The sequence below is a fragment of the Desulfococcus multivorans genome (assembly GCF_001854245.1).
GTDB classification, from domain to species: domain Bacteria; phylum Desulfobacterota; class Desulfobacteria; order Desulfobacterales; family Desulfococcaceae; genus Desulfococcus; species Desulfococcus multivorans.
This window is the reverse complement of sequence record NZ_CP015381.1, coordinates 1,237,843-1,263,274: the sequence shown is the minus strand read 5'-3', so window position 1 is coordinate 1,263,274 and position 25,432 is coordinate 1,237,843. Positions and strand designations below refer to the sequence as shown.

Sequence of the window (25,432 nt, the reverse complement as noted above, 5' to 3'; positions counted from 1 at the left end):
ATTCTGAAAGCCATTTTACCCGCTCACAGCGTAGGTTGTCAATATGTTTTTTGCCGTTTCTTTACAAACTGAATGGCATTCTATTAAAGAGCAGCCTTCACGGGCGAAAGTCCCACCACAAAGGATCATATCGCCCCCTTGCCGGCATTATTCCTCCCGAAGCATATCCAGGAGAGTCGATACCCCGGCAAGGGCGTCCTTGAGCGCGACCCGCTCCCTTTTTCTCAAGCTGTAAGGATCGATATAATCGTCCGGACGCTTTCCTTGTTTGAGTTCTTTCAGATTTTCCCGGATATTAAGCATCATCAGGTCCTCGAAACTCCTTTGAAAAAATCTGGCGTCCTTTTCCGAAAGCACGTCGGCGTCGGCCAATTGGGCAAGTCGTCCCAACGTTGACGATTCGATAATTCGGTTGGCAAGGGCCTTTCGCCGTATGCCGTTGACCATCGGCAGGATGGCCGACGCCCTGAGGTTCATCTCGTTTTTGTGCGGTCCACCCCTCTCGGTAATGAACGTGCCGAGATAACTGATGGGGAGGTGATACTCGGCGGAATTCCCCTCCCCCAACCGATTTTTGCCGATCCCCGATTCGATCGCCTGGAAAAGCTTTTCCCTGAGGGCTTCCCCCAATGCCATATTTCCCCATACCGGTCGGAAGTCAAAAAGATGTCCGATAATTTTATCCAGTTCTCGGTCGGGCTGCGTCATCCATTGATCGATCAGCATCATCCATTGACCGAGGGAACGTCGCCATTTCGGATTATCTGCCATGACCTCAAGGCCGTATCTTCCAACGCCGCATTGTGCCAACGCCTCAACGATGAACTCGGCAAACGTTTTGAAATAGGCGTCAACGTTGCCTGCATCGGCATCTTCCGGATCGGCATACACGATGGCATTGTCCTGGTCGGTGGGAAGTGCCTGCTCATACCTTGCGGCGCTCCCCATGTTGATAAAGCAATACTCCACCGGCGGCGGCCCCCAGCCATTCAATTTCATGCGTTCCTCGGAAAGTTGGATGACCCTCCGGGTCATGCGCTCATAGAGTTCCGACATCACGTTGAAGATTTCCGCGGCGGAGGCGTTTTCCTCGATCATGACATTCAGAATATTGTCGATTTCCCGGCTGACCATCGCAAGCCCTCTCACATCCGGCTGAGATTCGATGTCCTTCGTCAGAAGGAGCGTTCCGGTGCTCTGTGTTTTAATAAGATCCACCAGCGTGACCACGCCCACGAGGTTTCCCCGTTCCATTACAATGAGGTTTTTGGTTTTGCTGCGCATCATGGCGACCAGAGCCTGACCGATGAAGGCATGAGGGCTGATTTCCACCAGATTGCTGTACATGATGTTGTCAACCCGGCAGGTTTCTACCGGATAAGTCTGCTTGGCAATGAGATACTTGACAAGATTTTTTTCCGTCAGAATCCCGCGCGGTCTGTTTTCGCGATCCAAAGCGACAATGGCACTGATGTCCCTGTCCGCCATAATATTGGAAACCGCCGTGACCCGATCGTCGACGCGACAGGTGATGGGGGGATGTGCCATCACCTCGCTGACCCGCTTCTTGAAAAACTCGGGCTCCATCTGACTGATTCCCGAATACCCTCCTTTGGAGTGCTCCTCCACCAGCACCTCGTAAAGCAACCGCATTCTCTCCGCCAACAAGACGTTGAAAAAACCACAGAACTCAGGATGATCGTAAATCAATTTTTCGAGGTCTTTACGATGGACAAGGCAGCAAACCAGTTTCTCTTTGGCCCGAACGGCCCCTGGATAGCACTGTTGAGAAAGAACGACGGTTTCGCCGAAAAAATCATAGGGGCGCCGGAGACCGATCACCATTTCTGATCCCTTGTCATTGACAACAACCGTTTCGGCAAGCCCCGAATGGATGATGAAAAGCACATCCAGGCTTGGCGTTCCTGTCTTGAAGACATAAGTGTTGGCTGCATAAGTCTTGACCTCCACTTTTTCGGCAAGTGCGGCCAAAACCTCCGGTGCCAGTATTTCGAAAGGATCTGTCTTGACCAATGTCTTGTAGATTTCATCCGTGTTCATTAACCGCACACCCTGTCTCTTCCCACACGGGGCTAAAACTGTTCATCAAAAACGACCGTTTTCAGATCGAAGCCTCCCGTACCCGACAGCCTGTCGTCAAATCGATTACAGATACCTCAAAAAGGGTCTTATGAGGCCGACCGTCAAAACAGTACAGAATAAAATCCTTGAAACAAAGCTGGATATTTGTTAATTAGGAATTGTTCCTATTTAGAGTTCGGCAATAACAGGCGATGCTGCGGAGCGTATCCCTGATCCGCCCTCGCGATAGACAACCGAACCTTAGCATGGTTTCTCCCGACGCGTTGAAAAATTACGCGGAGATGATATAAATGAAGCTTCTCTATTCAACTTTCGACTTTCATGATGGTGACCGGAAAGCGGTGCCGGGAGGATACGGCCTGTGACAGTCGAAAGTCGAGTTCTTTAATATGAAACAAAGCGCTTTACAACGTCAACCAATAAAATGTAAGAAGAGTTGGATATACAGGCGCATCAACAACAATAGCGGGTATGCGCTGTGCGGGCGGAACATTCTGCCGATGTGATCGAGATCGGCGCGCAATGCCGCCTCCGGATATGCGCTTGAGGAGGAGAGTTGTGCATCCCTTGATGGGGATGCCTATCTATTGCCGTAATCAACAGAAAGGAGAACCACTATGGCAAAAAGGCTGGAAGTCTACAAATGTGAGGCATGTGGAAATATTGTAGAGGTCCTGGAAGGCGGTGATGGCGAATTGGTCTGTTGCGGCAAGCCCATGAAATTGATGACTGAAAATACCGTGGATGCCGCCAAGGAAAAACATGTGCCGGTCATCGAAAAGGTTGATAACGGCTTCAAAGTGACCGTGGGAAGCGTCGCACACCCCATGGAGGAGAAGCATTATATCCAATGGATCGAACTCATCGCCGACGGTAAGGCATATCGTGAATTTCTCAAACCCGGAGACGCCCCCGAAGCCGTTTTCCACATTGCCGCGAATCAGGTTTCGGCACGCGAGTACTGCAACCTTCACGGCCTATGGAAAGCCTGATCATTGAGTAATTGAGGCTCAATAAAGGAGGTTGCCATGACCATCGGACGTGTCGGAATTGCGGATGCGTGCTCGGAACCGGACAGCCTCCCGGAAAATGTTCCAGTTGTCATCAACCTTGCGCGTTTATAGATAATACCTGTTACACACCGGATTGTTCCAAGACGGATGTGGACAAAAGGATCCAGTGATTCGAGTCGCCGGCGGCATCGCCTTTGGTTGTAGATGGCGTTTGGTCGCCGGCGGTTTAAATGCATCACCTGAACAACCAAGGAGAACATCATGACCAGCACCCCTCAACACTGCCCGGGATTCGAGCAATTCAAGAACCTTCAGTCCTTCAGCTGCAAATGTCCTGAATGCGGAGAGACCAAGGAAATTTTCTCCGATGAATTCGATCGTCCCCACACCTGTGACAAGTGCGGCAAAACGATCGATTTCACCCAATGCACGCTGGACGGCTCGGCAAAATCGGACACTCCCCGATAACCGGCCGGACTTCATACATAGTTCCATCACTCTGTACCATTCCCCAATCTGCTCCGACAGGGGCGGTTTGGGGAATGGTCGGGGAAGAACCCGATAAGCGGATACCTTTGTAAAACCAACCTCTCGATCTTTCCTAAGGAGAAGCTATGGATGTCGTGCTGCTATCGCGCCTGCAGTTCGCTGCCGCAACCATCTTTCACTTTCTGTTTGTCCCGCTGACAATAGGCCTTTCCACTCTCGTGGCTTATATGGAGACCCAGTACGTCAGAACCGGAGACGAAACCTATCTCGCCATGACCAAGTTCTGGGGAAAGCTTTTTCTGATCAACTTCGCCGTTGGTGTTGTCACAGGAATTACCCTGGAATTTCAATTCGGTACCAACTGGTCCGGATATTCCGCCTATGTTGGTGATGTGTTCGGCTCTCTTCTGGCCATCGAAGCCACCGCAGCCTTTTTTCTGGAGTCCACCATGATCGGCGTCTGGGTCTTCGGATGGCGGAAGCTCTCGAAAAAAGCCCATGCAACCGTCATGTGGCTGATTGCGGGCGCGTCTACTCTTTCCGCGGTATGGATACTGATCGCCAACGGCTGGATGCAGCATCCCGTGGGATTTGACATTCAAAACGGTCGCGCCGAGTTGGTGAGTTTCCTTCAGGTTGTGCTCAACAAGTTTGGGTGGATGATTTTCCTCCACGTCATCGCCGGCGCTTTTGTTCTTACCGCTTTCTTCGTGATGGGCATCAGCGCGTTCCATCTACTGAAAAAACAACAGGTGGAATTCTTCACCCGCTCCTTTAAAATCGCCCTGTTCACCGGCTTCGTCGCTGCCGTCCTCGTGGTCGTTCATGGGGATTTCCATGCCGCTCATGTCGCCGAAGTCCAGCCCGCAAAACTCGCCGCCATGGAAACCCTCTGGGAAACGCAACCCAAGGCCCCCGTCTATCTCTTTTCCATTCCGGACGAAGAGAAAGAAGCCAACCTCATTGAAATTGGAAAGATTCCAGGCCTCCTCAGTTTTCTAGCGTTCAAAAATGTCGACGCGGAAGTGCGGGGTCTCAAGGAATTCCCCAAGGAAGACCGGCCGCCCGTATTCATTTCCTCCCTGGCATTCAAGGGAATGGTGGGACTCGGCACCTACTTTATCTTCATCACGCTGGTGGGGCTGTTCGTGCGCAACCGCCTGACCGAATTCCCTCTTTTCCTCAAAATCATCATGTTTTCCATACCGTTGCCATACGTTGCCAACGAGCTTGGCTGGATTCTGGCCGAAGTGGGTCGCCAGCCGTGGATCGTCTATGGCATGATGAAAACGGCTGATGCCGCTTCTCCCGTGGATCCGGTCCAGGTGGCCATATCTCTTGCGGGTTTTATACTCGTATACGGCCTTCTGGGTGCCGCAGGTTTCTATCTGATGGCGCAAAATGCTAAAAAAGGACCGGTACCGGTCGAAGAGGAGGTGTAAACATGGAATTGCAGATTACATGGTTTTTTCTATGGGGGCTGCTGTGGGCTATTTTTTTCGTCACCGACGGTTTTGATTTCGGCATCGGCACGCTAATGCCGTTTCTCGCTAAAAACGACACCGAAAAAAGAGTCATGCTCAATGCTATGGGACCTCTGTGGGACGGCAACGAGGTCTGGCTGATCGCAGCGGGCGGGGTCACCTTCGCCGCTTTTCCCATTCTTTACGCCACCATGTTTTCCGCGCTCTACTCGGCGCTGATGTTGATTCTCTTTGCACTGATCCTCAGGGGTGTTGCAATGGAGTTCCGTGGGAAAGTGGAAAACGTGATATGGCGCCAGGTATGGGATTTCTGTGTATTTTTCGGGAGTGTTGTCCCTGCGGTTTTATTCGGGGTGGCCTTCGCCAATTTCTTCAAAGGGATCCCCATCGATGCGGAAGGCATTTACCACGGCAACCTTTTCAGCCTCCTGAACGGTTACGGCCTTCTGGGCGGTCTGTTGTTTCTCTTTCTTTTTCTGGAGCACGGCGCTTTGTGGCTATCCATCAAATCCGACGGCGACCTGCATGATCGGGCCGTTCGCACCGCCCACGGCCTCTGGTGGATACTTATAGCGGTTGCACTCCTTTTTTTGACCGCCACCAGGTTCGAAACCCGACTTTACGACAACTATTATGCCAACCCGGTGTTGTTTCTGCTCGTGCTGATCAACCTTGCGGCTTTCCTTCAGGTCAAGTGGTTTTTGATTAAAAAAGCCTATTTCACCGCGTGGTTTTCATCGGCTCTGGCCATCATCTGCTGCACCTTTTTCGGCCTCATCGGGCTGTTTCCGAACATGCTGCCTTCCAGCGTGGACAGGGCGGCCGACATCACAGCCCTGAACGCCTCGTCAAGTCCCCTTACGCTCAAGATCATGCTGACCGTGGTCATCATTTTCATTCCCATCATTTTGGCCTATCAGATCTGGGCCTACAATCTTTTCAAAGGGAAGGTGACAAAGGCGGACCTTGCTGCAGAAGATGCTTACTGAACCAGGATAAAGGAAACCTCAAGATGTTCGTACTTGGACTACAGGGAAGCCCTCGTAAAAAGAGCAACACCGAATTTTTGTTGTCACTGTTCATGACAGAGGCTCAAAAATACGGCGCTCAAACCCACATCGTCGATGTCTGCCGGAAACACATCGAACCTTGCAAGGAGTTCACGACCTGCGAGAGGAAGGGTTTCTGCCCCATCAAGGACGACATGGGTCCCGAGATTTATCCTTTGCTTCGGAAGGCGGATGTGGTGGTACCGGCATCTCCTGTATTTTTTTATAATGTCACCGCTCAGCTCAAGGCCCTGATCGACCGCTCGCAGACCTTGTGGGCGCGGAATTACCGGTTGAAGCTGACCGACCCCAACCGGCGAATGCGTCGCGGGTTCATGCTTTGTCAGGGCGCCACCAAAGGCAAGAACCTGTTCCTGGGCGTCGACCTGACGGCCAAATATTTTTTCGACGCTGTTGGTGCTCAATATTCGGGGAGCCTCTACTACTGGCAGATCGAGCATCGGGGGGACATGGCGCGCCATCCGGGTGTCCGCGATGATGTGGCCGCAGCGGTTGGCGAGCTGCTCAAGCCCTATACGGGCCGCAAGAAAATTCTCTTTGCAAGTCGCCGGAATGCCGCGAGAGGTCAAATCGCCGCCGCGTTCGCCCAATTGATGGGTGGAGACAAAATCGAAGTGATGTGTGGCGGGAAAGACCCTGCCGATAAGGTCGACCCCTTGGTGGAAGACGTCATGGCCGAGAAGGGCATCGACATGGGGTTTCGGATTCCCGCATCCATCGAAGCGGCTGTCGAGGCCGGCTGCCCTGACATGATCGTTACCATGGGATGTGACGATATCGAGACGACACCGGATGCGGCGAGAATCGCGTGGGACCTTCCAGACCCGGAAGGAGAGGATATCGATTCCATAAGAATTCTCCGGGATGAAACCGAAAAGCGTGTCTCGGAGCTGATCGACCAGTTGGACACCTAACCGTAACATTTAACCGTTCAAACAACAAACAGGAGGCATCAGTGAAAAAATACGTATGCACCATTTGCGGCTATGTCTACGATCCCGCGGAAGGCGATCCGGACAACGGCGTCGCCCCCGGAACGGCATTTGAGGACGTGCCGGATGACTGGGAATGTCCGATTTGCGGCGCAGGCAAAAGCGATTTTGAGGTTGAAGAATAGCCTGTAGTCCTTCGGTTTATCACGTTTAAGTGTTATAGATCGATTCAGATGCCCTTTTCGCCAAATCCAACGGTGTCAAGGGCATTGCCTTTTTCCGTTGCACTGTTTCATCAAACCGCATAACACACACAAGGGAAAAGCATGAAACCGGTTCAAATTGCCAAAGGGGTCTATGATGTCGGCGTCATCGACTGGACCATCCGGGATTTTCACGGATACTCGACACACATGGGCACCAGCTACAACGCGTTTCTGGTTCTCGGGGAAAAAACCGTCCTGATCGATACGGTCAAAAAAAACTTCGCCGATCAGTTTCTCAGAAACATCGCCGGCATCGTTGATCCGTCTGAAATCGACGTTGTCATCAGCAACCACACGGAGATGGATCACAGTGGATCCTTGCCTCATGTCATGAATTTGATCGGTCGGGACAAGCCCATATATTGTTCCAACATGGGGAAGAAAAATCTGTCCCGTCACTTCGTGGACGCTTTCAATCTCCAGGAAATCCGGGAGGGAGAAGATCTCGTGCTCGGGGACAAGACATACAGCTTCATCGAGACGAGAATGCTGCACTGGCCGGACAGCATGTTCACCTATCTCAAAGAGGACAAAATTCTATTTTCCAGTGACGCATTTGGCCAACACTATGCCGGCCATGAACAGTTCGACGATAGGGTCGGCGAGAAGATCATGTTTCATGCCAAAAAATATTTCGCCAACATTCTTCTTCTTTACGCGCCGTTGATTCTGAAACTGATTGACAAAGTGATCAAGATGGGTCTGGATATCCGCATGATCTGCCCTGATCACGGCGTGATGTGGCGAAAACCGTCAAGTATCATCGATGCCTACACCCGATGGAGCCGCCAGGAGGAGCTGGATGACAAAGCCGTTGTGGTCTACGACACCATGTGGCACAGCACTGAGCAAATGGGCCTCTCGATCGCCGACGGTCTCCATGCCGAAGGCATCGATGTTCGTCCAATGAAACTGCGGGAGCACGACCGCAGCGACATCATGACGGAGGTCTGTGACGCCAGGGCGATAGTGGTGGGCTCCCCCACCCTGAACAACGGTATTTTTCCGACAGTGGCTGATTTTCTGACCTATATGAAAGGACTCAAACCGCAAAACAGGATTGGAGCAGCCTTCGGCTCCTTCGGATGGAGCGGTGAATCCGTCAAAATTCTGGAAAAGGAATTGGCCGGAATGAAATTCAATATGGTCGCCCCGGGGCTTAAGCATCAATACGTCCCGGATAACGACGCAATAGAAAGATGTGTTGCCTTCGGCCGACAGATTGCGGCGGCCGTCAAGGCTTCCGGAAATCACTCATGAGAAGACCTGAAATAGATTTAAGTGCCTGCAATGGATGTGGGGCATGCATCGCGGTAAGCCCGACCGTTTTCAGTTTTAACGATCTCGGTTTTATTCAGGTGGCGGACCTTGAATTCTATCCCGAAGCCGAGGTGGATGAGGCCATCGCCCTTTGTCCTGAAGACTGCATTTCCTGGACAGAATAATCCGACATTGGGACAGCCTCGTCACTATCGATCAGGAGGTTTTGGCCTATGAAAAAGATTGCTGTTTTCGTATTCAACGGAGACCCCATGTGCTTCACCCACGTCCTTTTGAACGCTCTCGATATGAAATCGGGAGGCGACGACGTCCTGATCATTGTGGAGGGCGCCGCGACGGGCTTGACGCCTGTCCTGGCAGCTGCGGATCATCCTTTGAACGGTCTCTGGGAAAAAGCTCGGACCGCAGGTCTGGTGGGGGGCGTCTGCGAAGCCTGTTCCAGAAAAATGGGCACGTTGAACGCCGCCAAGGCGCAAGATCTCCCCTTGCTCAACGACATGAACGGCCATCCCGGCATGGCCCGTTTCCAAAAAGACGGATATGAGATCATCACCTTTTAAAAGGTGATGATCTCATATCCTATTCCCGGCCGCAGATAGACTCGGGCCGACAAGGCTTTTTAAGGCAGGTTCCATGGCAGCGAAAAAAATCGGTAGTCGAATCGGTAGTCGAACACTCAAAAAGGAGATCTCGGAGCTGTTACGCGAAAAGCGTTTCGATAACGCCGTTGAGGGCATCCGACGCTATCCCCATCGACAGGTCATCGGCCCTCTTTTTTCCTTTTTTTTCGGTAACGATATCGTATTCTGGCGGGCCATATCTGCCATGGGTATCGTGGTATCGGAAATGGCGGACAGCGGGGCCGTCGAATCGGCCAGAGTCGTTATCCGCCGAATGATGTGGCAACTCAATGACGAATCAGGCGGCATCGGATGGGGGTGCCCGGAAGCCATGGGCGACATCACCGCACGAAATCGTCGGCTGGCCGAGGAATATCATCGGATTCTGATTTCCTATGTCATGACGGACGGCAATTTTCTGGAACATCCCATTCTTCAGCGCGGTCTTCTCTGGGGCATCGGTCGACTCGCCCATGCCCGTTCCGGTCTCGTTGAGTACGCCGCACCGTACATTACGCCGTTTCTGGCTTCCGCCGATTCCTTTCATCGGGGTCTTGCCGCATGGGCGTTGACCCCAATTGCCGATGCCCCTACAAAAGCCTTGATAAAACCCCTTGCCGATGATAACGCATCTCTAACAATCTACCTTGACGGCAACATCGTCGATTGCACTGTTGCCGATCTTGCCGACAAAGCGTTATAACCGACACATTCAAGGCATCAACGTTCAGGAGTTGCCACATGAACCCATTCGAGCTCATTCCAACCCCCGACCCAATTCCCGCCCCGGGTATGATGTTTCGGGTGCTGCTGGACATTTTTTTTATGATCCATATTCTGTTGGTGAACATGATGGTCGGTACCGGTGTGATCGCTCTGATATCGGGCTTGAAAAAGAGAGACGCTCTTCCCCTTCAGAAAGATGTCGCACGAAAGCTCCCCGTCATTGTGGCTCTTGCCGTTAACATGGGGGTAGCCCCCCTTCTTGTCATACAGCTCCTTTACGGCCAATTCATTTATGTCAGCTCAACCCTCATGGCGGTTTTCTGGATCCTGGCCGTCGGTCTGCTCATTCTCGCCTACACCAACATCTACTACCACAAAATGAGATTTGATATCCTCTCGACCGGATTCCGGCGTTTTTTCCTTGGTTCCGCGGTATTGATGCTCCTGATCATCGGGTTCACGCTATCCAATAATATGACCTTGATGCTCAATCCAGCCTCATGGCCCAGCTACTTCGACCGTCCCGACGGCTTTCTACTGAATCTAAAGGATAGGACACTTTTTCCTCGCTACCTGCATTTCATGATCGCGTCCATCGCCATTGGCGGGTTGTTTATCGCCATCGTCTGGACGTTCAAGAAAAAAACCGGCCGGACCGAAGACGGCCCATCGACGGTAGACCAAAACATCCGCCTGGGCATGGGATGGTTCACCGGGGCAACCCTGGCACAGATTCTGGTGGGATTCTGGTTTCAAATGAGCCTGCCGGAAGAAATCCTCAATCTTTTTATGGGCAGCAGCCTCCTGCATACGGCCGTCTTTATCTTCGGTATAGGCCTCGTCATCCAGACTGTCTACTACGGCATCACCGTCAATGTTCGGGCTGCTGCGGTAAGCGTCACACTGCTGATCGCCGACATGATCCTCATTCGGGATCTTGTAAGGACCGCCTACCTCAACCCTTACTTCACCATCAGGGACCTCACGGTGATCCAGCAGACCGGCCCGATGCTCATGTTTTGGGTTGTTCTGGCCACGGTTCTGACACTGATTTTTTACCTCCTTCGCCGACTGACATCGGCGAAAAAATCGGCTCCTCCGCCGAAAGGCTGATCATCCGGACTAAAACGCCTCTCAGAAACGCTCTCGAAAGCCCGGGTTCCCTCCTCCTTGGATTGTGTCGTGACGTACGCCGACTTGCCGAAATCTTTCATTCGTGAAAAATGCGACAGCATTCGTCTTGAAAAACACACGCCACATGGCGCCTCAGGGTCTCCATGAGTGGCATAAGTGCGGTACACTTTTGCAGGCCACATGGACATATCCGGGATATCATCCCTCATTGAGCTTTATTGAATACAGACTGATGATAAAAACACAACCTATGGAAAGAAATAGATGAAACGCGAAGCCATCTGTGATTACCATATCGTCGATCATACCTTAATGTCGACGTCAGCCATTGAGGCTTTCCATCACCTGACCGGGGAATCTCTGTATGAAGTCATCAAGATCATCGACGGAGTTCCCATATTTTTTGAAGAACATATGGCCCGTTTGAAGCAATCCATTCATCTCTCCAGGGTCAATGTCGCGCTCTCCGAAACGGAAATCCTGTCGGATATCATCCGATTGATCCGCGCCAACGATTGCGGACAGGTCAACGTCAAAATCGTTCTGACCCGCGAAATGGAAAAGCACCGCCTCCTCATCTATTTTATCCGAACCGAACATCCGGGCGAAGAGGCTTACAGGAAGGGGATCCGAACCATCCTCTTCCCCGGGGAAAGGGAGACGCCCAACGTCAAGACCATCAAGGATTCCTTCAGGGATCGGGTCCGCACCGCTCTCAGGGAGGCGTTCGCCTATGAGGCGCTCCTTCTGGACGACGGCGGCGACATTACCGAAGGAAGCCGATCCAATTTATTTTTCCTGAAAGGACAACACCTCCTGACACCACCGGGTGGTCGCGTCCTGCTGGGGGTGACCCGCCAGAAGGTAATGGCCATCTGTCGGACCAGCGAAATTACCGTGGTCGAGAAGTGCATCAACCAAACCGAGCTTCATGATCTCGAAGGCGCCTTTATCACCGGTACGACCGTCGATGTGCTTCCGGTCGCAGCCATCAACGACATGACTTTCGATTCGGCCCGAAAACCCATCATTAAAAAGATCATTCATGAATTTGCAACCGAAGTGGCACGCTACATCTCGGCCAGGAAACAGTCTCAAAAATAGGAAATCAGGACCTGCGGCGAATTAAAAAGCAGTGATGACCCATGGGGTGGAAAGGATCATAGGATAGGCCTGCTCCCAGGCGTGTCCGCCTGAGAGCAGCTTTTGCAAGGCAAGAAAATGCTTATTTCGTTTTGGGATGGCACGTGGTGCAGCTCGTCGGTGCCGCCTTGGTGTTGTTCTTTTTATTGTGCTCTTTGTGGCAGTCGATGCAATTGGCATGGAGGGCCTCGGCATGGTACTCCATTTTTTCGGAATCCGACAGTTTCGGCTCACCTTTTTTGGGGATCGGGGCTTTGCTGGCCTTGGGATGACATTCGATACATCCTTGGACTGCATCACCTTCCTTCAGGTCGTTCAGCGGCTCGGCATTCTCATCATGATGACATTCCCCACAGCCAATCTTGTAGTCTGTGTAGTGTTTCTTGTGGGTAAACTGGACAATGCCCTTGGTGTGCTTGGCATATGCGGGATTTTCCAAGGGGATGACATCGGCGACCGCGCCTCCGGCAGCCGGGGCCGGGGCTGCAACCTTCTCGGCCGCCTTCTCCTCGCCGGCCGCTTCCTCGGCCGGCTTTTCTTCTTTTGCTTCGGCCTTTTCAGCGGGCGCCGCTTCAGCAGCCTCCTCGGCTTTTGCCACCACGGTTTCGGCAACCGATTCCTCGGTTTTCCCCTCATCCGCATCGGCTGTCGTTGCTTCCTCGGCAACAGGAGCCGTCGCAATTTCGGCCTGGGGTTTTGAATTAAAATCCATCGCAACCACCACAACCAGGGCAACAACCAAAACAACCTCGGTCAATATTAGCGCCAACGTCTTCCTATCCATCTAAAAGCCTCCTCCTTTTTCGTGCGGCCTCTGCCCGGGCTTCCGTCTCGACCGCCATCCTTTGGTTATAAAATTATTCCATACCATCTAGGGGCAAAACTTCTGCTTGTTTGAAGACGTATATCTATTATAAAACCCCTTGTTTGTCAAAAACTTTATCACGCCGCAGCAGGGCCTTTACAGGAGCGAAAAACATGGTGGAAAAGGGCGTCATACCCTGTAGCCGAGGTCCGGGACGACACCGGAAGAAAGCACTTCCGTTAATTGAGGGTACCCGCTCCCCATCACAGAAGCGAAAGCTTCATTTCGAATCACGGAAATTGACTACAGTAATTTTAAATACTTGGCTTGTTCATAAAGCTGACCTGCAAGCCGAGCCGTTGCCTGGTCTACCATTCGGCCTTCGACAGCCACGGCGCCCCGTCCATGAGAGGAAGCGTCGGCAATAGCATCCAAAACCTTCACAGCAAGTTGAATATCCTCCAGGGAAGGCGTAAATACGCGGTTGATTTCTTCAACCTGCCCCGGATGAATTGCCCATTTACCGTTGCATCCAATAGCACAGGCCATGGCGGCCGAACGCGCGAGACCGTCAGGATCCTTGAAATTTCCATAAGGTGCATCGATGACCATGAGACCGTTAGCCTTGGCGGTCATGATGATCCGACTCAAAGCGAAATGCCACCGATGTCCCGGATAAATTTCCGCCTCCTTTTCGCCGTGCCCGGATATCGATACCAATCTGGCACCTACGGAAGCGGAATAGTCGGCAATACCGAACACCAGACTAATCGTTCGCTCACTGGCGGCAGCGATCTCCCGAACGTTCTGCAATCCTTGTGCCGTCTCTATGGAAGCCTCGATCGCGATAGGTCGGGAAAGCATCCCGGCCATTTCGATGCCCGTCATCATCCGATCCACAAAGTGAATGTCGCCCGCCGTGTTCACCTTGGGAACGACCACGGCATCCACCCGATTGCCGGCGTCCTCCAGCACCGACAAAAGGTCACGGTACCCATATGGCGTATCGAGGCCGTTGATGCGAACCGTCACCACTTTCTCTTTCCAATCGTTTGTCCGAAGCGAACGAATCACCTGGGATCGAGCGATTTCCTTCTGGTCCAGGGGAACACTGTCCTCCAGGTCGAGCATAACCACATCGGCATTGCTTTGACCGGCTTTCAGATGCATTTTTTCCACATGGCCCGGAACAGACAAAACGGAACGCCTTGGTTTCATAGATGGCTCCTCTCTCCCAACGCTTCAGTAACGAGACGGTCGGGTATAAACGATTGTAACGGCGGAAACAGGATCGTGAGCAACACATCTGCCTCAACCTTTGCCGATTCGGCATTTTCCATATCAATGCCGCGATACCTGTCAAGGGCCTTTTGCGTCTCCGATGAGACTGTAAATCCGGCGGATAGGCGGTGAGTCCAGAACGATCAGGATGGCGCGGCACACGAAGTTAATAAATAACATGCAGATATCTGTCAAGAACGGGAGCGATCGACAAAAAAGGTCGGCACACCGTGATTTTGTGCCGACCTTCTGATGTTGAACGGGCTTGCCGGAGCGGCTTCCTGCGGCCCGTTCACTGCCATGTCGCCCGGAAAATTTTACGCTTGACGCGCTTTCGCAAGACCAATTTTGGAGAGCGCTTCGGCCATCTCCCCCAGGGTTGTGGGATCGTCGATGGTCGCCGGGACGTTGTAATCCTGGTTATCCGCGATTTTCTGGATGGTCCCCCTCAAAATTTTTCCGGAGCGTGTCTTGGGAAGACGCTTGACCACTGTCGCTTTTTTGAACGCCGCCACGGGCCCGATGCGTTCCCGAACCATCTGAACAACCTCCCGGATAATCTCGTCATGGCTCCTTTCGACACCGGCATTCAGCACCAGAAAGCCGATGGGAATCTGTCCCTTCAGGTTGTCCGCCACCCCCAGGACTGCGCATTCGGCAACCTCCGGATGATCGGCCAGGACCTCTTCCATGGCGCCTGTTGAAAGGCGATGCCCCGCGACATTGATGATATCGTCCGTTCGGGACATGACATACACATATCCCTCATCATCGATATACCCCGCATCAGCGGTCTTGTAATACCCGGGATACTCTTCCATATAAGACTCGACGAAGCGCCTATCGTTCTGCCAAAGCGTCGTAAGCGTGCCCGGAGGCAACGGCAGTTTGACCGACAATGCGCCGATCTCCCCTGGAGCCATCTGGTTGCAGGACTCGTCGAGGGCCTGGACGTCCCAACCCGGAACCCCTTTGGTCGGCGATCCATATTTTACCGGAAAATGGTGCAATCCCATGCAGTTTGCAGCAATGGCCCAACCCGTTTCCGTTTGCCACCAGTGGTCGATGACCGGTACGTTCAAATTTTTTTCAGACCATTGAATGGTATCCGGATCGGATCGCTCTCCAGCCAGGAAAAGAATCTTGAAGGAGGACATGTCGTAGTCTTTCACGAGAAGTCCTTTGGGATCCTCCCGCTTGATGGCACGATAGGCGGTGGGTGCGGTGAACATGCATTTGACCCGATGCTGCGAAATGACCCGCCAGAAAACCCCGGCATCCGGAGTACCGACGGGTTTTCCCTCAAAAAAAACCGATGTACACCCCTTGAACAGCGGCGCATAAACGATGTAGGAGTGACCGACGACCCAGCCGACATCCGATGCCGCCCACCAGACGTCGTCTTCATCGATATCGTAAATCGCCTTCATGGTCCATTTCAAGGCAACCGCATGCCCACCGTTGTCTCGAACGACACCTTTGGGCTGACCCGTAGTGCCGGAGGTGTAAAGGATGTAAAGGGGATCTGTCGCGGCCACGGGGACACAGTCGACGGGCTGGGCATTGGTCATAGCGGCAGCCCAGTCGATATCGCGACCCGGTGTCAAGGCAGCGATTTCCTGGGGACGCTGAAAAATGATGCACTTTTCGGGTTTCACGGCGGAAAGTGAGATGGCTTCGTCCAGAAGCGGCTTGTATTTTATGACGCGAGTGACCTCGATGCCGCAAGAAGCCGACACGATGACCTTGGGGGTCGCATCGTTGATGCGCGTGGCGAGTTCCTTGGCTGCAAATCCTCCAAAGACCACGGAATGAATCGCACCGATACGGGCGCAGGCCAGCATGGCGACAGCCGCTTCAGGGATCATGGGCATGTAGATGACGACGCGATCGCCCTTAACCACTCCCTGCTCAACCAAAACACCGGCGAATTTGGCCACCTCGTCTCTCAGGTCCCTGTAGGTATACTTTTTTATAGTCTGGGTGACCGGACTGTCGTAAATGAGCGCTACCCTGTCTCCTCGACCCCTGTCGATGTGAACATCCAAAGCATTATAGCAGGTGTTCAGTTCTCCGCCCGCAAACCACCGATACATAGGCTTTTTGGAGTCATCCAACACCTTTTCGTATTTTTTGTACCAATGAATGTCCTCTGCCGCGTTACCCCAAAACGTCTCAGGATCTTGAATCGATTGTCGATACGCTTCATCGTACAGATTGGTCATACCTCAGTCTCCCTTTGCTGAATTGCATGAACTGCTGTTTTTGCTGTCACTCACCGGAACGATACTGTTTGAAATTCGCGGAACTTCCGCGCCGGCAATTTGTGCAGCTAAAAAAAAACGAGCGCTCAGTCTTTAATTAAACATCAAAAAATAACGATTTTCTCACTGCTGTTATTCGCCGAAAATCGATATACCGATCACATCTCTCCCTGTGTTGGGCTTTATTCTGAACGAACGCTCAATCATTATTATGGGTCACAATTTAACTAGAAACCGTATTATTTGTCAAATTATTTTTTTGAATGATGTTCATAGAACGATTTGAGCGTTCAGTTATGATAACCCCTTTGCAGGCGCCATTCTGAACGTCTTGGGACGTTCGGGAAGAATCGGCCGCAGCCGCATTCCCCCTGAAAGAAGTGATGTCGGGATAGGAAATTCTTCTGCCGATAGGATCGGCAGGGTGGGATTGCAAAGGAAGGATGCTCTAAAATCGAGATGCCGGAGAAAAACTATTTCTCCGGCATCCATGATGGAATTATTGTCGTGTAAGGGAATGCAAGTTCATTTTACTGCCATGATCGACACCGCGCCGCAAAAGAAACCGCCCGATTCGTTATTTTCGCGCACCGGCGAGACCGATGGATTTCAAAGCCTCTTCCATCTCAGCGAGAATCGACGGATCATCAATCGTCGCAGGGACTTTGTATTCCTGGTTGTCGGCTATCTTCTGAATGGTGCCCCTTAAAATTTTGCCGGAACGGGTTTTGGGTAATCGCTTGACCACGGTTGCAGTTTTGAAGGCAGCCACGGGTCCGATGCGATCCCGCACCATCTGAACCACCTCCTTGACGATGTCGTCATGGGATTTTGACACGCCTGCCTTCAGGACCAGAAATCCCACCGGCACCTGCCCCTTGAGCTTGTCTTCCACGCCCAGAACCGCACACTCCGCCACATCCGGATGGTCGGATAGGACCTCCTCCATGGCCCCGGTGGAAAGGCGATGACCCGCGACGTTGATGATATCGTCGGTTCGGGACATGACGTAGACATAGCCCTCTTCGTCGATATACCCGGCATCGGCAGTTTTGTAATACCCCGGAAATTCATCCAGGTAAGACTCCTTGTAACGCGCATCATTCTGATATAATGTTGGAAGTGCGCCAGGCGGCAAGGGCAGTTTGACGACCAGTGCCCCGATTTCTCCCGGACCGATCTGCTTGCAATCCGGGTCGACGACCTGAACATTCCAGCCCGGCACCGCCTTCGTCGGCGAGCCGTATTTTACGGGAAATCGATGCAGCCCCATGCAATTTGCGCAAATGGCCCAACCGGTTTCAGTTTGCCACCAGTGGTCGATGACCGGAACCTTGAGATTGTCCTCGGACCACTTTATGGTATCCGGATCCGAGCGCTCGCCCGCCAAAAAGAGGATCTTAAAATTGGAAAGATCATATTTTTTGATCAATTCTCCTTTGGGGTCATCCCGCTTGATAGCCCGAAACGCCGTCGGTGCGGTAAAAAGGGACTTGACGCCGTGCTCCGAGATAACCCTCCAGAAGACGCCCGCATCCGGCGTACCAACCGGTTTCCCCTCGAACAGGATGGTCGTGCATCCCTTGAACAGAGGGCCGTAAACGATGTAGGAATGACCTACAACCCATCCGACGTCCGAGGCGGCCCAGTAAACATCACCCGCATCCACATCATAAATGTTTTTCATGGTCCACTTCAGGGCGACCACATGGCCCCCATTGTCCCGCACCACGCCTTTGGGCTGTCCGGTGGTTCCCGAAGTATAAAGAATGTACAAAGGATCCGTAGCGGCTAAGGGAATGCAGTCCACCGGCTTGGCATCCGCCATCGCCGCGTTCCAGTCCAGGTCCCGTCCCTCGATCAGGGAAGCGGTTTCCATCGGACGTTGGAATATGATACATTTCTCCGGCTTGTGGCTGGAGATGTTGATGGCCTCGTCCAGAAGGGGTTTATACTTGATAACCCGCTGAACTTCGATGCCGCATGAGGCCGATACCATGACTTTGGGCTTGGCGTCCTGGATTCGGGTGGCGAGTTCTTTGGATGCAAAGCCCCCGAACACCACGGAATGAACGGCACCGATGCGGGCACAAGCCAGCATGGCAATGGCCGCTTCGGGAATCATCGGCATGTAGATAATGACGCGGTCCCCTTTTATAACGCCCTGCCCCGCCAGAACACCCGCAAACTTCGCTACCTCGTCCCGGAGTTGGCGATAGGTGTATTTCTTGATGGTGTTCGTCACGGGACTGTCATAGATCAGTGCGGGCTGATCCCCCCGTCCGTTGTCGACATGAAAATCGAGTGCATTGTAACAGGTATTGATTTCTCCGCCGACGAACCATCGGTAGAACGGTTTATTGGAGTCGTCCAGGACCTTGTCCCATTTCTTGTACCAATGACAGTCTTCCGCGGCTTTCCCCCAAAACCCTTCAGGATCCTTCAATGATTTCTGGTAGGCCTCATCGTATAAATTGGTCATATTCTCCACTCCTCATCTTGAACGGTTACGTCTTTGGAACCTCTGAACAGAAACACCTCTTTTTGCGCAGACCTTCTCGACATCTCCAACGCGTGCGACCGCAACGCGAATGAACTTTCGGTACGGACACATCTCAACTCGATTCGGTTGGATTTAATTAGAAACAATCTATAATAGAAAATTATTCTATGTGTCAAGCTTAATAAAATGAATGTCATATAGTGCATGAACATAAAAAGGTATCGAAGACGCTGTTGCGATACGACGACAATCAACTGGAATTCTAATAACTCAACTTTCGACTTTCATGATGGTGATCGGATAGAGGTGCCGGGAGCATACGGCTCATGAAAGTGGAAGTTGAGTAATATATTTGACCGACAAAAATATTTGGTAGGGAAATGGCAGAATCCGGTAAGGGCGCTATACCCCTCTGCAATGGATCGCTGGATTGACAGGTTCGATATTTTTCGGATGGAGCCGCTTGCCGTCAGAACCCCAGAGATTCATCGACAAGGATAACCGTCACATCGGTCATCATGGGTTTCCGGTGAAGGATGGTTGTGATACGGCAAATTCGCTGGGGTGAACGGCAGTCGGTGCATCGCCCGGTTTCGGCACAAGGGGTCGGCTTATCCAGGCTCCTCGCCCGCATGGGGGCTGCAACATCGCGAATCCTTGCCAGCGCGGCGTCAAGGGTTGGGGTCACTTTGTTGACACCGGCAATGATCACGACCTTTGGACACCCGAAGGTCATTGCATTGGTTCGGTTTCCCACCCCGTCAACGTTGACGATTTCCCCGGTAACCGAGATCGCGTTGGCACTACAGAAAAAGCAATCGCAACGCCCCTGCTTGAGGCGGATTTCGCGATCGGTCATGTGCTTTGGCGGGTCCCAATGGTCATAAACGGTTTTTCCCAACGCCGCAATGGCCCTGGGCAGGTCCAGCGCCCGGATGGTGGCCGACCCGCCAAACCCGAAGGTTTGAAATCCTGCCGTCAGGTCCAGAGCCAGCTGTCGGGCTGCCATTGTCGAAACTGTCCAGTAGGCGTCAAACCCGTTTTTTTTGAGATTGTGAATGCACCGCTCACCGATCTTTTCATTGAGCCATTTCCGGTATCGGCTTTCCGCTGTCGATCCATCGCTCACTTTTCCGTTCCCCTGTTCTCTTTCATGGTATTGATATTTTCGTTGTAAAACGCGATCACCTCGCGCCGGTTGATCATGCCAACGATGATGCCGTGATCATCATCACTCACCACCGGAAGACTGTCGATGTTCTTTACGGTAAATTTCTGGAGGACGGAATTCAGGTCGTCCGAAGGATACGTCACGATGACGCCCGCCGTGGCCAGATCCTTCATCAGAATCAGGTGCTCAAGCCCCTCCGAGAAGAGTACGCTCCGAATGTCGGTGCTCGAAAAAATGCCGATCAACCGCTTGTTCTCATCCATGACAGGAAAATAATGCTGTTTAGTTTCAGAGAAATAGCGTTTGAACTCCCTGAAGCTCATGTCCTGGGGAATCATATTCACCTTCCGGACCCTCGACATCAAATCCTTGACACGAAATTGCTGCAAAATATCAACGAAAAACTCACCCTGGTGGGCGGGCGATTCGATCCTGCTCTTGACCTGTTTCTCGTATATCGTCCACCGCCTGCAGGCAAGATACGCCACCGAGCATACCAGGAGGCTGGGCATCAACAGGTGGTAGGAATTGGTCATTTCGCTCACAAAAATGATGGTTGAAATGGGTGCGTTGGAAACGGCGGTAAAAAAGCCGGCCATCCCGACAATCACATAAGCACCGGGTTCGGTGACGATGGTGGGCATGACGTCATGAAAGATTTTGCCTACAACCCCGCCCATGGCGCCCCCCACCACGACCGAAGGGCCAAAAACGCCGCCGCTTCCACCCGACCCGATGGAAAAGGATGTGGTCATTATCTTGCCCACGGCCAGAGTCAGCAGAAACCAGATCCCTGTCTCGTGGATGGCGCCAACCGTGTTCAACGTCTCCTGCACATAACCGTAGCCGAAAGCCAGTGTGTAGGGAAAATAAAATCCGATACAACCGGTGCAAAGCCCTCCAATACAGGGCTTCAGGTGGTTGGGAATCCGGATTCGCTTGAACAGCTTCGTAATGCCGTAAAAGGATTTGATGTAAAAAATGCCCGTGGCCGCAAGGACCAGCGCCAACACCACATAGGGGCCGATCTCAAGGGGGTTCCGGAATTGAAAATCGGGCGCGTCGAACAGAGATCCCCAGCCAAAAACGAGACAGAAAAGGCAGTAGGCCACCACTGAAGATATGCCTGCTGGAATAATGACATCCGACTCGAATTCCGGATCCTTGTAGAGAACCTCCGCAGCGAAGAGTGCACCGGCCAGGGGGGCTCTGAAAATGCTGCCGACGCCAGCCCCGATGCCCGCAGCCATCATGATTCGCCGTTCACGGTCCGAGAGCTTCAGAGTGGTTGCCAGAAACGACCCGAAACCCGCACCGATCTGGGCGATTGGGCCTTCGCGGCCGCCGGATCCTCCGGTGGTCAGGGTAATGGCCGAGGCGACGGTTTTGATCACGGGAACACGGCTCCGGATAAACCCGCCTTTGTTGTGGTAAGCGTCGATGGCCGCATCGGTTCCGTGACCTTCGGCTTCGGGAGCAAAGGTATAGACCAGCCAACCGCTCAAAAGTCCGCCGAAAGCGGGGAGGAAAAGGAGCAGCCACCGGTTGAAGGAACGTTCTGTGGGCGAAAATAGAGGATGCTCCCCGGCGGGTTGGGGCGGGCGATAACCGGCGACCATATCCATGAAATAATGAACGCCTATATGGCAGAGATAGTGGAAAACGACAGCGCCCAAGCCGGCGATGATGCCGATCACCATGAAATAAAGCGTCCACTTACCGGCATGGGCGAGTTTGCCGGAATGTTGGTTTATCCTTGAAAATCCCATGTCAGGTGTCCGGTTGCCGAGAACTCGGCAGCGCCGTTTTTCTAGCCGGCCAGATCCTTGGCCGCCCGATAAATAGCGTCGAACAAGGCTTCGATGTTTTCTTCATCCACGGAAGAGAAGGCGATTCTCAGGTCATGCTTCCCGGTAGCGATGGTCCCGACCTGATACCGGTCGAGCAAGTGGCGGCGGAGCGCCTCGGCTTCGACGGTCTTGAGGCGGATACACATGAAATATCCCGAGTTGAATGGATAAACATCCCAGGCATCATTGTATCGGCTCCCAGCAAGAAGTTGCTTGACCCGGTTGGCCCGCCGCTTTAAAATTTCGACTTTGGCATCCCGTTCCTCCCGGAACCGGGGAGAAGACATGGCCTTCAGGACCAATCGCTGTCCAATGTGGCTGGCACTGGAGATCGATCCGCGGACACACCCGGCAGTCTTTTTTTCCAACGCCTCGTAAAACGGCTCCGCCGCCCCCTTCATCACCTTTGTACCATAAGTGATGAATCCGATCCGAAGGCCCCAGACAAACATTTCCTTGGTGGCGCCGTCAAGTTTTACCGCCAGCAGACGGGCGTGCTTTTCGGAGAGTCTCGCGAACAGTGACTCCTTGATGGGTTCTTCCTCGTAGCGAAGACCAAAATAGGCGTCGTCGGTAACGGCGATGATATTGGTGCCCCCCTCGGCGATATCGGTGAGGATATCGACGATAGCGTCCGCCTCCGTCGCATTGATGGTATACCCTGTCGGATTATTGGGGAAATTAAGAAAAACCACAACCTTATAGTTGTTTTCGGCTTCTTCTCGAACACGCGCTTCAAATCCCTTGAGATTGAATCCGCCGCCGTCACCAAACATGGGATAGTTGCAGATAACGGCGTCCCGCCTCACAGCCATGACAAGATGGTTGTTGCCCCACATCTTGTCGGGAAAGATGACGACATCGTCCGGATCGAGAAACATATCAGCGAAAATGCTGATTCCGTGGGTGATACCGTTGGTCACCACGGGCAGACTGATGGTCTTCCCCGCCAGCGAGGGATTCTTTTCGTACATCGCCTCTTTCCAGCGTTGACGTAACTCAGGCAGGCCAAAGGAGGGCGCGTAGGTCAGAGATTCCCGAGCCTTGATCTTCTCGTGGTTGAGATAGTCCATGACCGAAGGCAGGTACATGGTGTCGAGGTGTTCGGTGGCAATGCCGATGGTGGCGTTGAAACGCTGATCGGCTTTCTCCCTGGCTTCGGCGCTCTGGGTCAGAATACCCTTGGGGAAAAAGAGCCGGCGTCCGGTTTTGGACAACATCTCCATCAGGTTGGAGTTGCCGTGTTTGATGGTTGCATTCAATTCTTGTGCGATGGGATTGACGCTCATCTCACCTGTTCCTCCATAATCAAGGATAGCTACTACGTCACTTCATGAGTTTCGTTCGGCACTTCTCATCTCCGTTGAGCGTTTCTTCATCTCATCCGCGACAGGACTATCTGGTGAAGTAGTCTGTGGAATATCGGAAAGAGTGGGACCGAAAACCATTAGGGGCCGGAAAGATTTTGTTTAATGGTTAAAGAGAAAAATATCAAGAATAAAAAGGAATCGGCAGGTATAAAAGCCCCGCCCTTGCTACGGGCGGGGCATGGAGGGCGATATGAAATCGATATCTTATTTCCCGCGACGCGCGCGTTTGGAGGCCTTCAACGGGTTTATCTTTGCCTGAGCGGACATTTCTCCAGCCTTGACATGTGTCGCCATGTTACAGATACCGTTTTTCCACTTCAGCGCCGGTTCCGGAAAAGCGCTGCAGTACCAACCGGTCTCGAGCTCAATAATACGGGAACATCCCTTGCATGCTTCAACAGCTTCTACGCAGGCGCCGCCGTTGTAGGAACATCCCTTTGCAGTCATGAAAGGGCAGTCATACCCTTTTCTTACAGTGGTGCAGATCATCTCTTAATTTCTCCTTATGTACTTGGACTTCAAGAAAAACCCGAAGTGTTTAATTTCAGACTTTTCTTTCGTAATTTGGTACGATAAATCATCCCGAAATTTTTGTCAATTAAAATTTCAGTTTCCCCTCATGCCGTCGGCCATAAGCGACTCGATCTCATCCGCTTCTACAGGTATATCGCTCATCAAGTCGACCGGCCCATCATCGGTGATAAGAATGTCGTTTTCAGTACGAACGCCGATGCCTTCCTCCCGGATATAAATGCCGGGCTCGCAGGTCAACACCATGCCCGGTTCAAAGACACGGGAAGCATCCCCGTAGTCATGGACGTCCAATCCGAGATGATGGGAGGTCCCGTGCATGAAATAGGTACGGTAAAGGGGGGCATTTTCATCCTGGCCTTTGACATCGGCGTCATCGAGGAGACCGAGGCCGATCAACTCCTGCTCCATGAGACCTCCGACGGCCTTGTGATAAGCCTTCAGTGTGTTGCCGGGCGTCAGCATCCGAATCGCCGAGCGTTGAACCCGAAGCACCGCGTCATATACGGCTCGCTGTCTTGGGGTAAAGCGTCCGTTAACCGGAACTGTACGGGTGAGGTCTGCGGCGTAGTTGGCATATTCAGCCCCAAAATCCATCAGCACCAAATCACCGGCCTTACACAATCGGTCGTTTCTGACGTAATGCAGGATGCAGGCATTTTTGCCCGACGCGACGATGGGTTCATAAGCCGGGCCCCGAGACCGGTTTTTCATGAACTCATGATAGATTTCCGCCTCTATCTCGAACTCCCACACACCCGGCCGGATAAATCCCATCACCCGTCTGAACGCCGCCCCCGTAATATCGCAAGCCTTTTGGATCAGCGCTCTCTCAATGGGTGACTTCACCGCTCGCAGTCGATGCATAATGGGTGCGGACCGTTCATAGCGGTGAAGGGGATAGACCGCCTTACACCATTTCAGAAACCGGTCGTCCCGGGTTTCCACCGACACATCGGCCCGAAGATGCTCGTTGGTGTTGAGATAGATACGGTCCGACGACAGCACGAGGTCGCGGAATACCGACTCAAACTGGGATGCCCAGTAAACCGTCCGGATACCCGAAATCTCACGAGCCTCTTCCTGTGTGTGCTTCGGCCCCTCCCAAAGAGCGATCCGTTCATTGGTTTCCCGGATAAAAAGAATCTCCCGATGTTTTTCTTCGGACGCATCCGGACAGATCACCAGGGTAGACGCCTCCTGGTCGATGCCGGACAGGTAAAAGATATCGGTATGCTGGACAAATCGTCGAACGCCGTCGGCACTTTTGGGCGGTACGTCATTTGAATTGAACACCGCAACGGACCTCGGTTTCAACGCCTTTGCAAAAGCGACTCGATTTTGAACAAAAAGATCGCTGTCAATGGGCATATATCGCATGTCTCGTTTTCCTGTC

22 protein-coding genes are annotated in these 25,432 nt (G+C 52.6%); 13 read left to right on the top strand and 9 right to left on the bottom strand.

Translation table 11 applies throughout. The annotated features are described in order from the left end of the window. Nucleotides 1-147: 147 nt before the first annotated feature. Nucleotides 148-2,061, bottom strand: coding sequence for a DUF294 nucleotidyltransferase-like domain-containing protein (locus dmul_RS05410; RefSeq protein ID WP_020877060.1), 1,914 nt, complete (start codon nt 2,059-2,061; stop codon nt 148-150). Between the two features lie 659 nt (nt 2,062-2,720). On the opposite strand from dmul_RS05410, the gene dmul_RS05405 reads away from it, so the two are divergent. From dmul_RS05405 to dmul_RS05350, 12 genes are all read left to right on the top strand, one after another. Next, on the top strand, nt 2,721-3,095 hold the full coding sequence (locus dmul_RS05405; protein ID WP_020877059.1) for a desulfoferrodoxin: 375 nt from the start codon (nt 2,721-2,723) through the stop codon (nt 3,093-3,095). Nucleotides 3,096-3,377: 282 nt separating this feature from the next. Next, nucleotides 3,378-3,584: a hypothetical protein gene (locus dmul_RS05400; RefSeq protein WP_020877057.1), complete on the top strand. Its 207-nt coding sequence runs from the start codon at nt 3,378-3,380 to the stop codon at nt 3,582-3,584. Between the two features lie 146 nt (nt 3,585-3,730). Further along, on the top strand, nt 3,731-5,047 hold the full coding sequence (locus dmul_RS05395) for a cytochrome ubiquinol oxidase subunit I (protein WP_020877056.1): 1,317 nt from the start codon (nt 3,731-3,733) through the stop codon (nt 5,045-5,047). Nucleotides 5,048-5,049: 2 nt separating this feature from the next. After that, complete coding sequence (gene cydB / locus dmul_RS05390) at nt 5,050-6,078, top strand: cytochrome d ubiquinol oxidase subunit II (RefSeq protein WP_020877055.1); 1,029 nt, start codon at nt 5,050-5,052, stop codon at nt 6,076-6,078. A 23-nt stretch (nt 6,079-6,101) separates the two neighbouring features. Continuing rightward, on the top strand, nt 6,102-7,073 hold the full coding sequence (locus dmul_RS05385) for an NAD(P)H-dependent oxidoreductase (RefSeq protein ID WP_020877054.1): 972 nt from the start codon (nt 6,102-6,104) through the stop codon (nt 7,071-7,073). Between the two features lie 41 nt (nt 7,074-7,114). Further along, nucleotides 7,115-7,276: a rubredoxin gene (rd, locus tag dmul_RS05380; RefSeq protein WP_020877053.1), complete on the top strand. Its 162-nt coding sequence runs from the start codon at nt 7,115-7,117 to the stop codon at nt 7,274-7,276. 141 nt (nt 7,277-7,417) lie between these two features. Beyond that, entirely contained in the window at nt 7,418-8,617 is a 1,200-nt protein-coding gene (locus dmul_RS05375; protein WP_020877052.1) for an FprA family A-type flavoprotein, read from the top strand. Next, a complete protein-coding gene (locus tag dmul_RS05370; RefSeq protein ID WP_020877051.1) occupies nt 8,614-8,802 on the top strand; it encodes a ferredoxin in 189 nt (62 codons plus the stop codon). The genes dmul_RS05375 and dmul_RS05370 overlap by 4 nt, the downstream gene beginning before the upstream one ends. Before the next feature lie 48 nt (nt 8,803-8,850). Continuing rightward, nucleotides 8,851-9,198 carry a DsrE family protein gene (locus dmul_RS05365; protein WP_020877050.1) on the top strand — a complete coding sequence of 116 codons (348 nt, stop codon included), beginning with the start codon at nt 8,851-8,853 and terminating at the stop codon, nt 9,196-9,198. Nucleotides 9,199-9,271: 73 nt separating this feature from the next. Continuing rightward, the gene (locus dmul_RS05360) at nt 9,272-9,961 is read left to right on the top strand and encodes a DVU0298 family protein (RefSeq protein ID WP_020877049.1); all 690 of its coding nucleotides are present in this window, start codon (nt 9,272-9,274) and stop codon (nt 9,959-9,961) included. A gap of 38 nt (nt 9,962-9,999) precedes the next feature. Then, nucleotides 10,000-11,097, top strand: coding sequence for a hypothetical protein (locus tag dmul_RS05355; RefSeq protein ID WP_020877048.1), 1,098 nt, complete (start codon nt 10,000-10,002; stop codon nt 11,095-11,097). Nucleotides 11,098-11,382: 285 nt separating this feature from the next. Continuing rightward, the gene (locus dmul_RS05350; protein WP_020877047.1) at nt 11,383-12,222 is read left to right on the top strand and encodes an aminotransferase class IV; all 840 of its coding nucleotides are present in this window, start codon (nt 11,383-11,385) and stop codon (nt 12,220-12,222) included. Nucleotides 12,223-12,343: 121 nt separating this feature from the next. Here dmul_RS05350 and dmul_RS20595 read toward each other — a convergent pair whose 3' ends face one another. The 7 genes from dmul_RS20595 to dmul_RS05315 form a co-directional block, all read right to left on the bottom strand. Next, on the bottom strand, nt 12,344-13,045 hold the full coding sequence (locus dmul_RS20595) for a cytochrome c3 family protein (RefSeq protein ID WP_020877046.1): 702 nt from the start codon (nt 13,043-13,045) through the stop codon (nt 12,344-12,346). A gap of 324 nt (nt 13,046-13,369) precedes the next feature. After that, nucleotides 13,370-14,284 carry an HpcH/HpaI aldolase/citrate lyase family protein gene (locus dmul_RS05340; protein WP_020877045.1) on the bottom strand — a complete coding sequence of 305 codons (915 nt, stop codon included), beginning with the start codon at nt 14,282-14,284 and terminating at the stop codon, nt 13,370-13,372. Nucleotides 14,285-14,664: 380 nt separating this feature from the next. After that, nucleotides 14,665-16,572 (bottom strand): propionyl-CoA synthetase, encoded by a 1,908-nt coding sequence (locus dmul_RS05335; protein WP_020877044.1) that lies wholly within the window; start codon nt 16,570-16,572, stop codon nt 14,665-14,667. Nucleotides 16,573-17,188: 616 nt separating this feature from the next. Beyond that, nucleotides 17,189-19,093 (bottom strand): propionyl-CoA synthetase, encoded by a 1,905-nt coding sequence (locus dmul_RS05330; RefSeq protein ID WP_020877043.1) that lies wholly within the window; start codon nt 19,091-19,093, stop codon nt 17,189-17,191. A gap of 490 nt (nt 19,094-19,583) precedes the next feature. Further along, nucleotides 19,584-20,243, bottom strand: a complete 660-nt coding sequence (locus tag dmul_RS05325) for a lactate utilization protein (protein WP_020877042.1) — start codon at nt 20,241-20,243, stop codon at nt 19,584-19,586. Continuing rightward, nucleotides 20,240-22,054: a chloride channel protein gene (locus dmul_RS05320; RefSeq protein WP_020877041.1), complete on the bottom strand. Its 1,815-nt coding sequence runs from the start codon at nt 22,052-22,054 to the stop codon at nt 20,240-20,242. The genes dmul_RS05325 and dmul_RS05320 overlap by 4 nt, the downstream gene beginning before the upstream one ends. A 41-nt stretch (nt 22,055-22,095) precedes the next feature. Further along, complete coding sequence (locus dmul_RS05315; protein ID WP_020877040.1) at nt 22,096-23,424, bottom strand: aminotransferase class I/II-fold pyridoxal phosphate-dependent enzyme; 1,329 nt, start codon at nt 23,422-23,424, stop codon at nt 22,096-22,098. A gap of 183 nt (nt 23,425-23,607) precedes the next feature. Between dmul_RS05315 and dmul_RS21325 the strand changes: the two genes are divergently transcribed. Continuing rightward, on the top strand, nt 23,608-24,081 hold the full coding sequence (locus dmul_RS21325) for a hypothetical protein (protein ID WP_153302748.1): 474 nt from the start codon (nt 23,608-23,610) through the stop codon (nt 24,079-24,081). 30 nt (nt 24,082-24,111) lie between these two features. Here dmul_RS21325 and dmul_RS05305 read toward each other — a convergent pair whose 3' ends face one another. Next, the gene (locus dmul_RS05305; protein ID WP_020877038.1) at nt 24,112-25,416 is read right to left on the bottom strand and encodes an aminopeptidase P N-terminal domain-containing protein; all 1,305 of its coding nucleotides are present in this window, start codon (nt 25,414-25,416) and stop codon (nt 24,112-24,114) included. Between the last annotated feature and the right edge of the window lie 16 nt (nt 25,417-25,432).

Coding starts and splice junctions, on each gene's coding strand:
- dmul_RS05410 (WP_020877060.1), bottom strand. CDS start 2,061: ATGAACACGGATGAAATCTACAAGACATTGGTCAAGACAGATCCTTTC.
- dmul_RS05405 (WP_020877059.1), top strand. CDS start 2,721: ATGGCAAAAAGGCTGGAAGTCTACAAATGTGAGGCATGTGGAAATATT.
- dmul_RS05400 (WP_020877057.1), top strand. CDS start 3,378: ATGACCAGCACCCCTCAACACTGCCCGGGATTCGAGCAATTCAAGAAC.
- dmul_RS05395 (WP_020877056.1), top strand. CDS start 3,731: ATGGATGTCGTGCTGCTATCGCGCCTGCAGTTCGCTGCCGCAACCATC.
- cydB (WP_020877055.1), top strand. CDS start 5,050: ATGGAATTGCAGATTACATGGTTTTTTCTATGGGGGCTGCTGTGGGCT.
- dmul_RS05385 (WP_020877054.1), top strand. CDS start 6,102: ATGTTCGTACTTGGACTACAGGGAAGCCCTCGTAAAAAGAGCAACACC.
- dmul_RS05375 (WP_020877052.1), top strand. CDS start 7,418: ATGAAACCGGTTCAAATTGCCAAAGGGGTCTATGATGTCGGCGTCATC.
- dmul_RS05370 (WP_020877051.1), top strand. CDS start 8,614: ATGAGAAGACCTGAAATAGATTTAAGTGCCTGCAATGGATGTGGGGCA.
- dmul_RS05365 (WP_020877050.1), top strand. CDS start 8,851: ATGAAAAAGATTGCTGTTTTCGTATTCAACGGAGACCCCATGTGCTTC.
- dmul_RS05360 (WP_020877049.1), top strand. CDS start 9,272: ATGGCAGCGAAAAAAATCGGTAGTCGAATCGGTAGTCGAACACTCAAA.
- dmul_RS05355 (WP_020877048.1), top strand. CDS start 10,000: ATGAACCCATTCGAGCTCATTCCAACCCCCGACCCAATTCCCGCCCCG.
- dmul_RS05350 (WP_020877047.1), top strand. CDS start 11,383: ATGAAACGCGAAGCCATCTGTGATTACCATATCGTCGATCATACCTTA.
- dmul_RS20595 (WP_020877046.1), bottom strand. CDS start 13,045: ATGGATAGGAAGACGTTGGCGCTAATATTGACCGAGGTTGTTTTGGTT.
- dmul_RS05340 (WP_020877045.1), bottom strand. CDS start 14,284: ATGAAACCAAGGCGTTCCGTTTTGTCTGTTCCGGGCCATGTGGAAAAA.
- dmul_RS05335 (WP_020877044.1), bottom strand. CDS start 16,572: ATGACCAATCTGTACGATGAAGCGTATCGACAATCGATTCAAGATCCT.
- dmul_RS05330 (WP_020877043.1), bottom strand. CDS start 19,093: ATGACCAATTTATACGATGAGGCCTACCAGAAATCATTGAAGGATCCT.
- dmul_RS05320 (WP_020877041.1), bottom strand. CDS start 22,054: ATGGGATTTTCAAGGATAAACCAACATTCCGGCAAACTCGCCCATGCC.
- dmul_RS05315 (WP_020877040.1), bottom strand. CDS start 23,424: ATGAGCGTCAATCCCATCGCACAAGAATTGAATGCAACCATCAAACAC.
- dmul_RS21325 (WP_153302748.1), top strand. CDS start 23,608: ATGGTTAAAGAGAAAAATATCAAGAATAAAAAGGAATCGGCAGGTATA.
- dmul_RS05305 (WP_020877038.1), bottom strand. CDS start 25,416: ATGCGATATATGCCCATTGACAGCGATCTTTTTGTTCAAAATCGAGTC.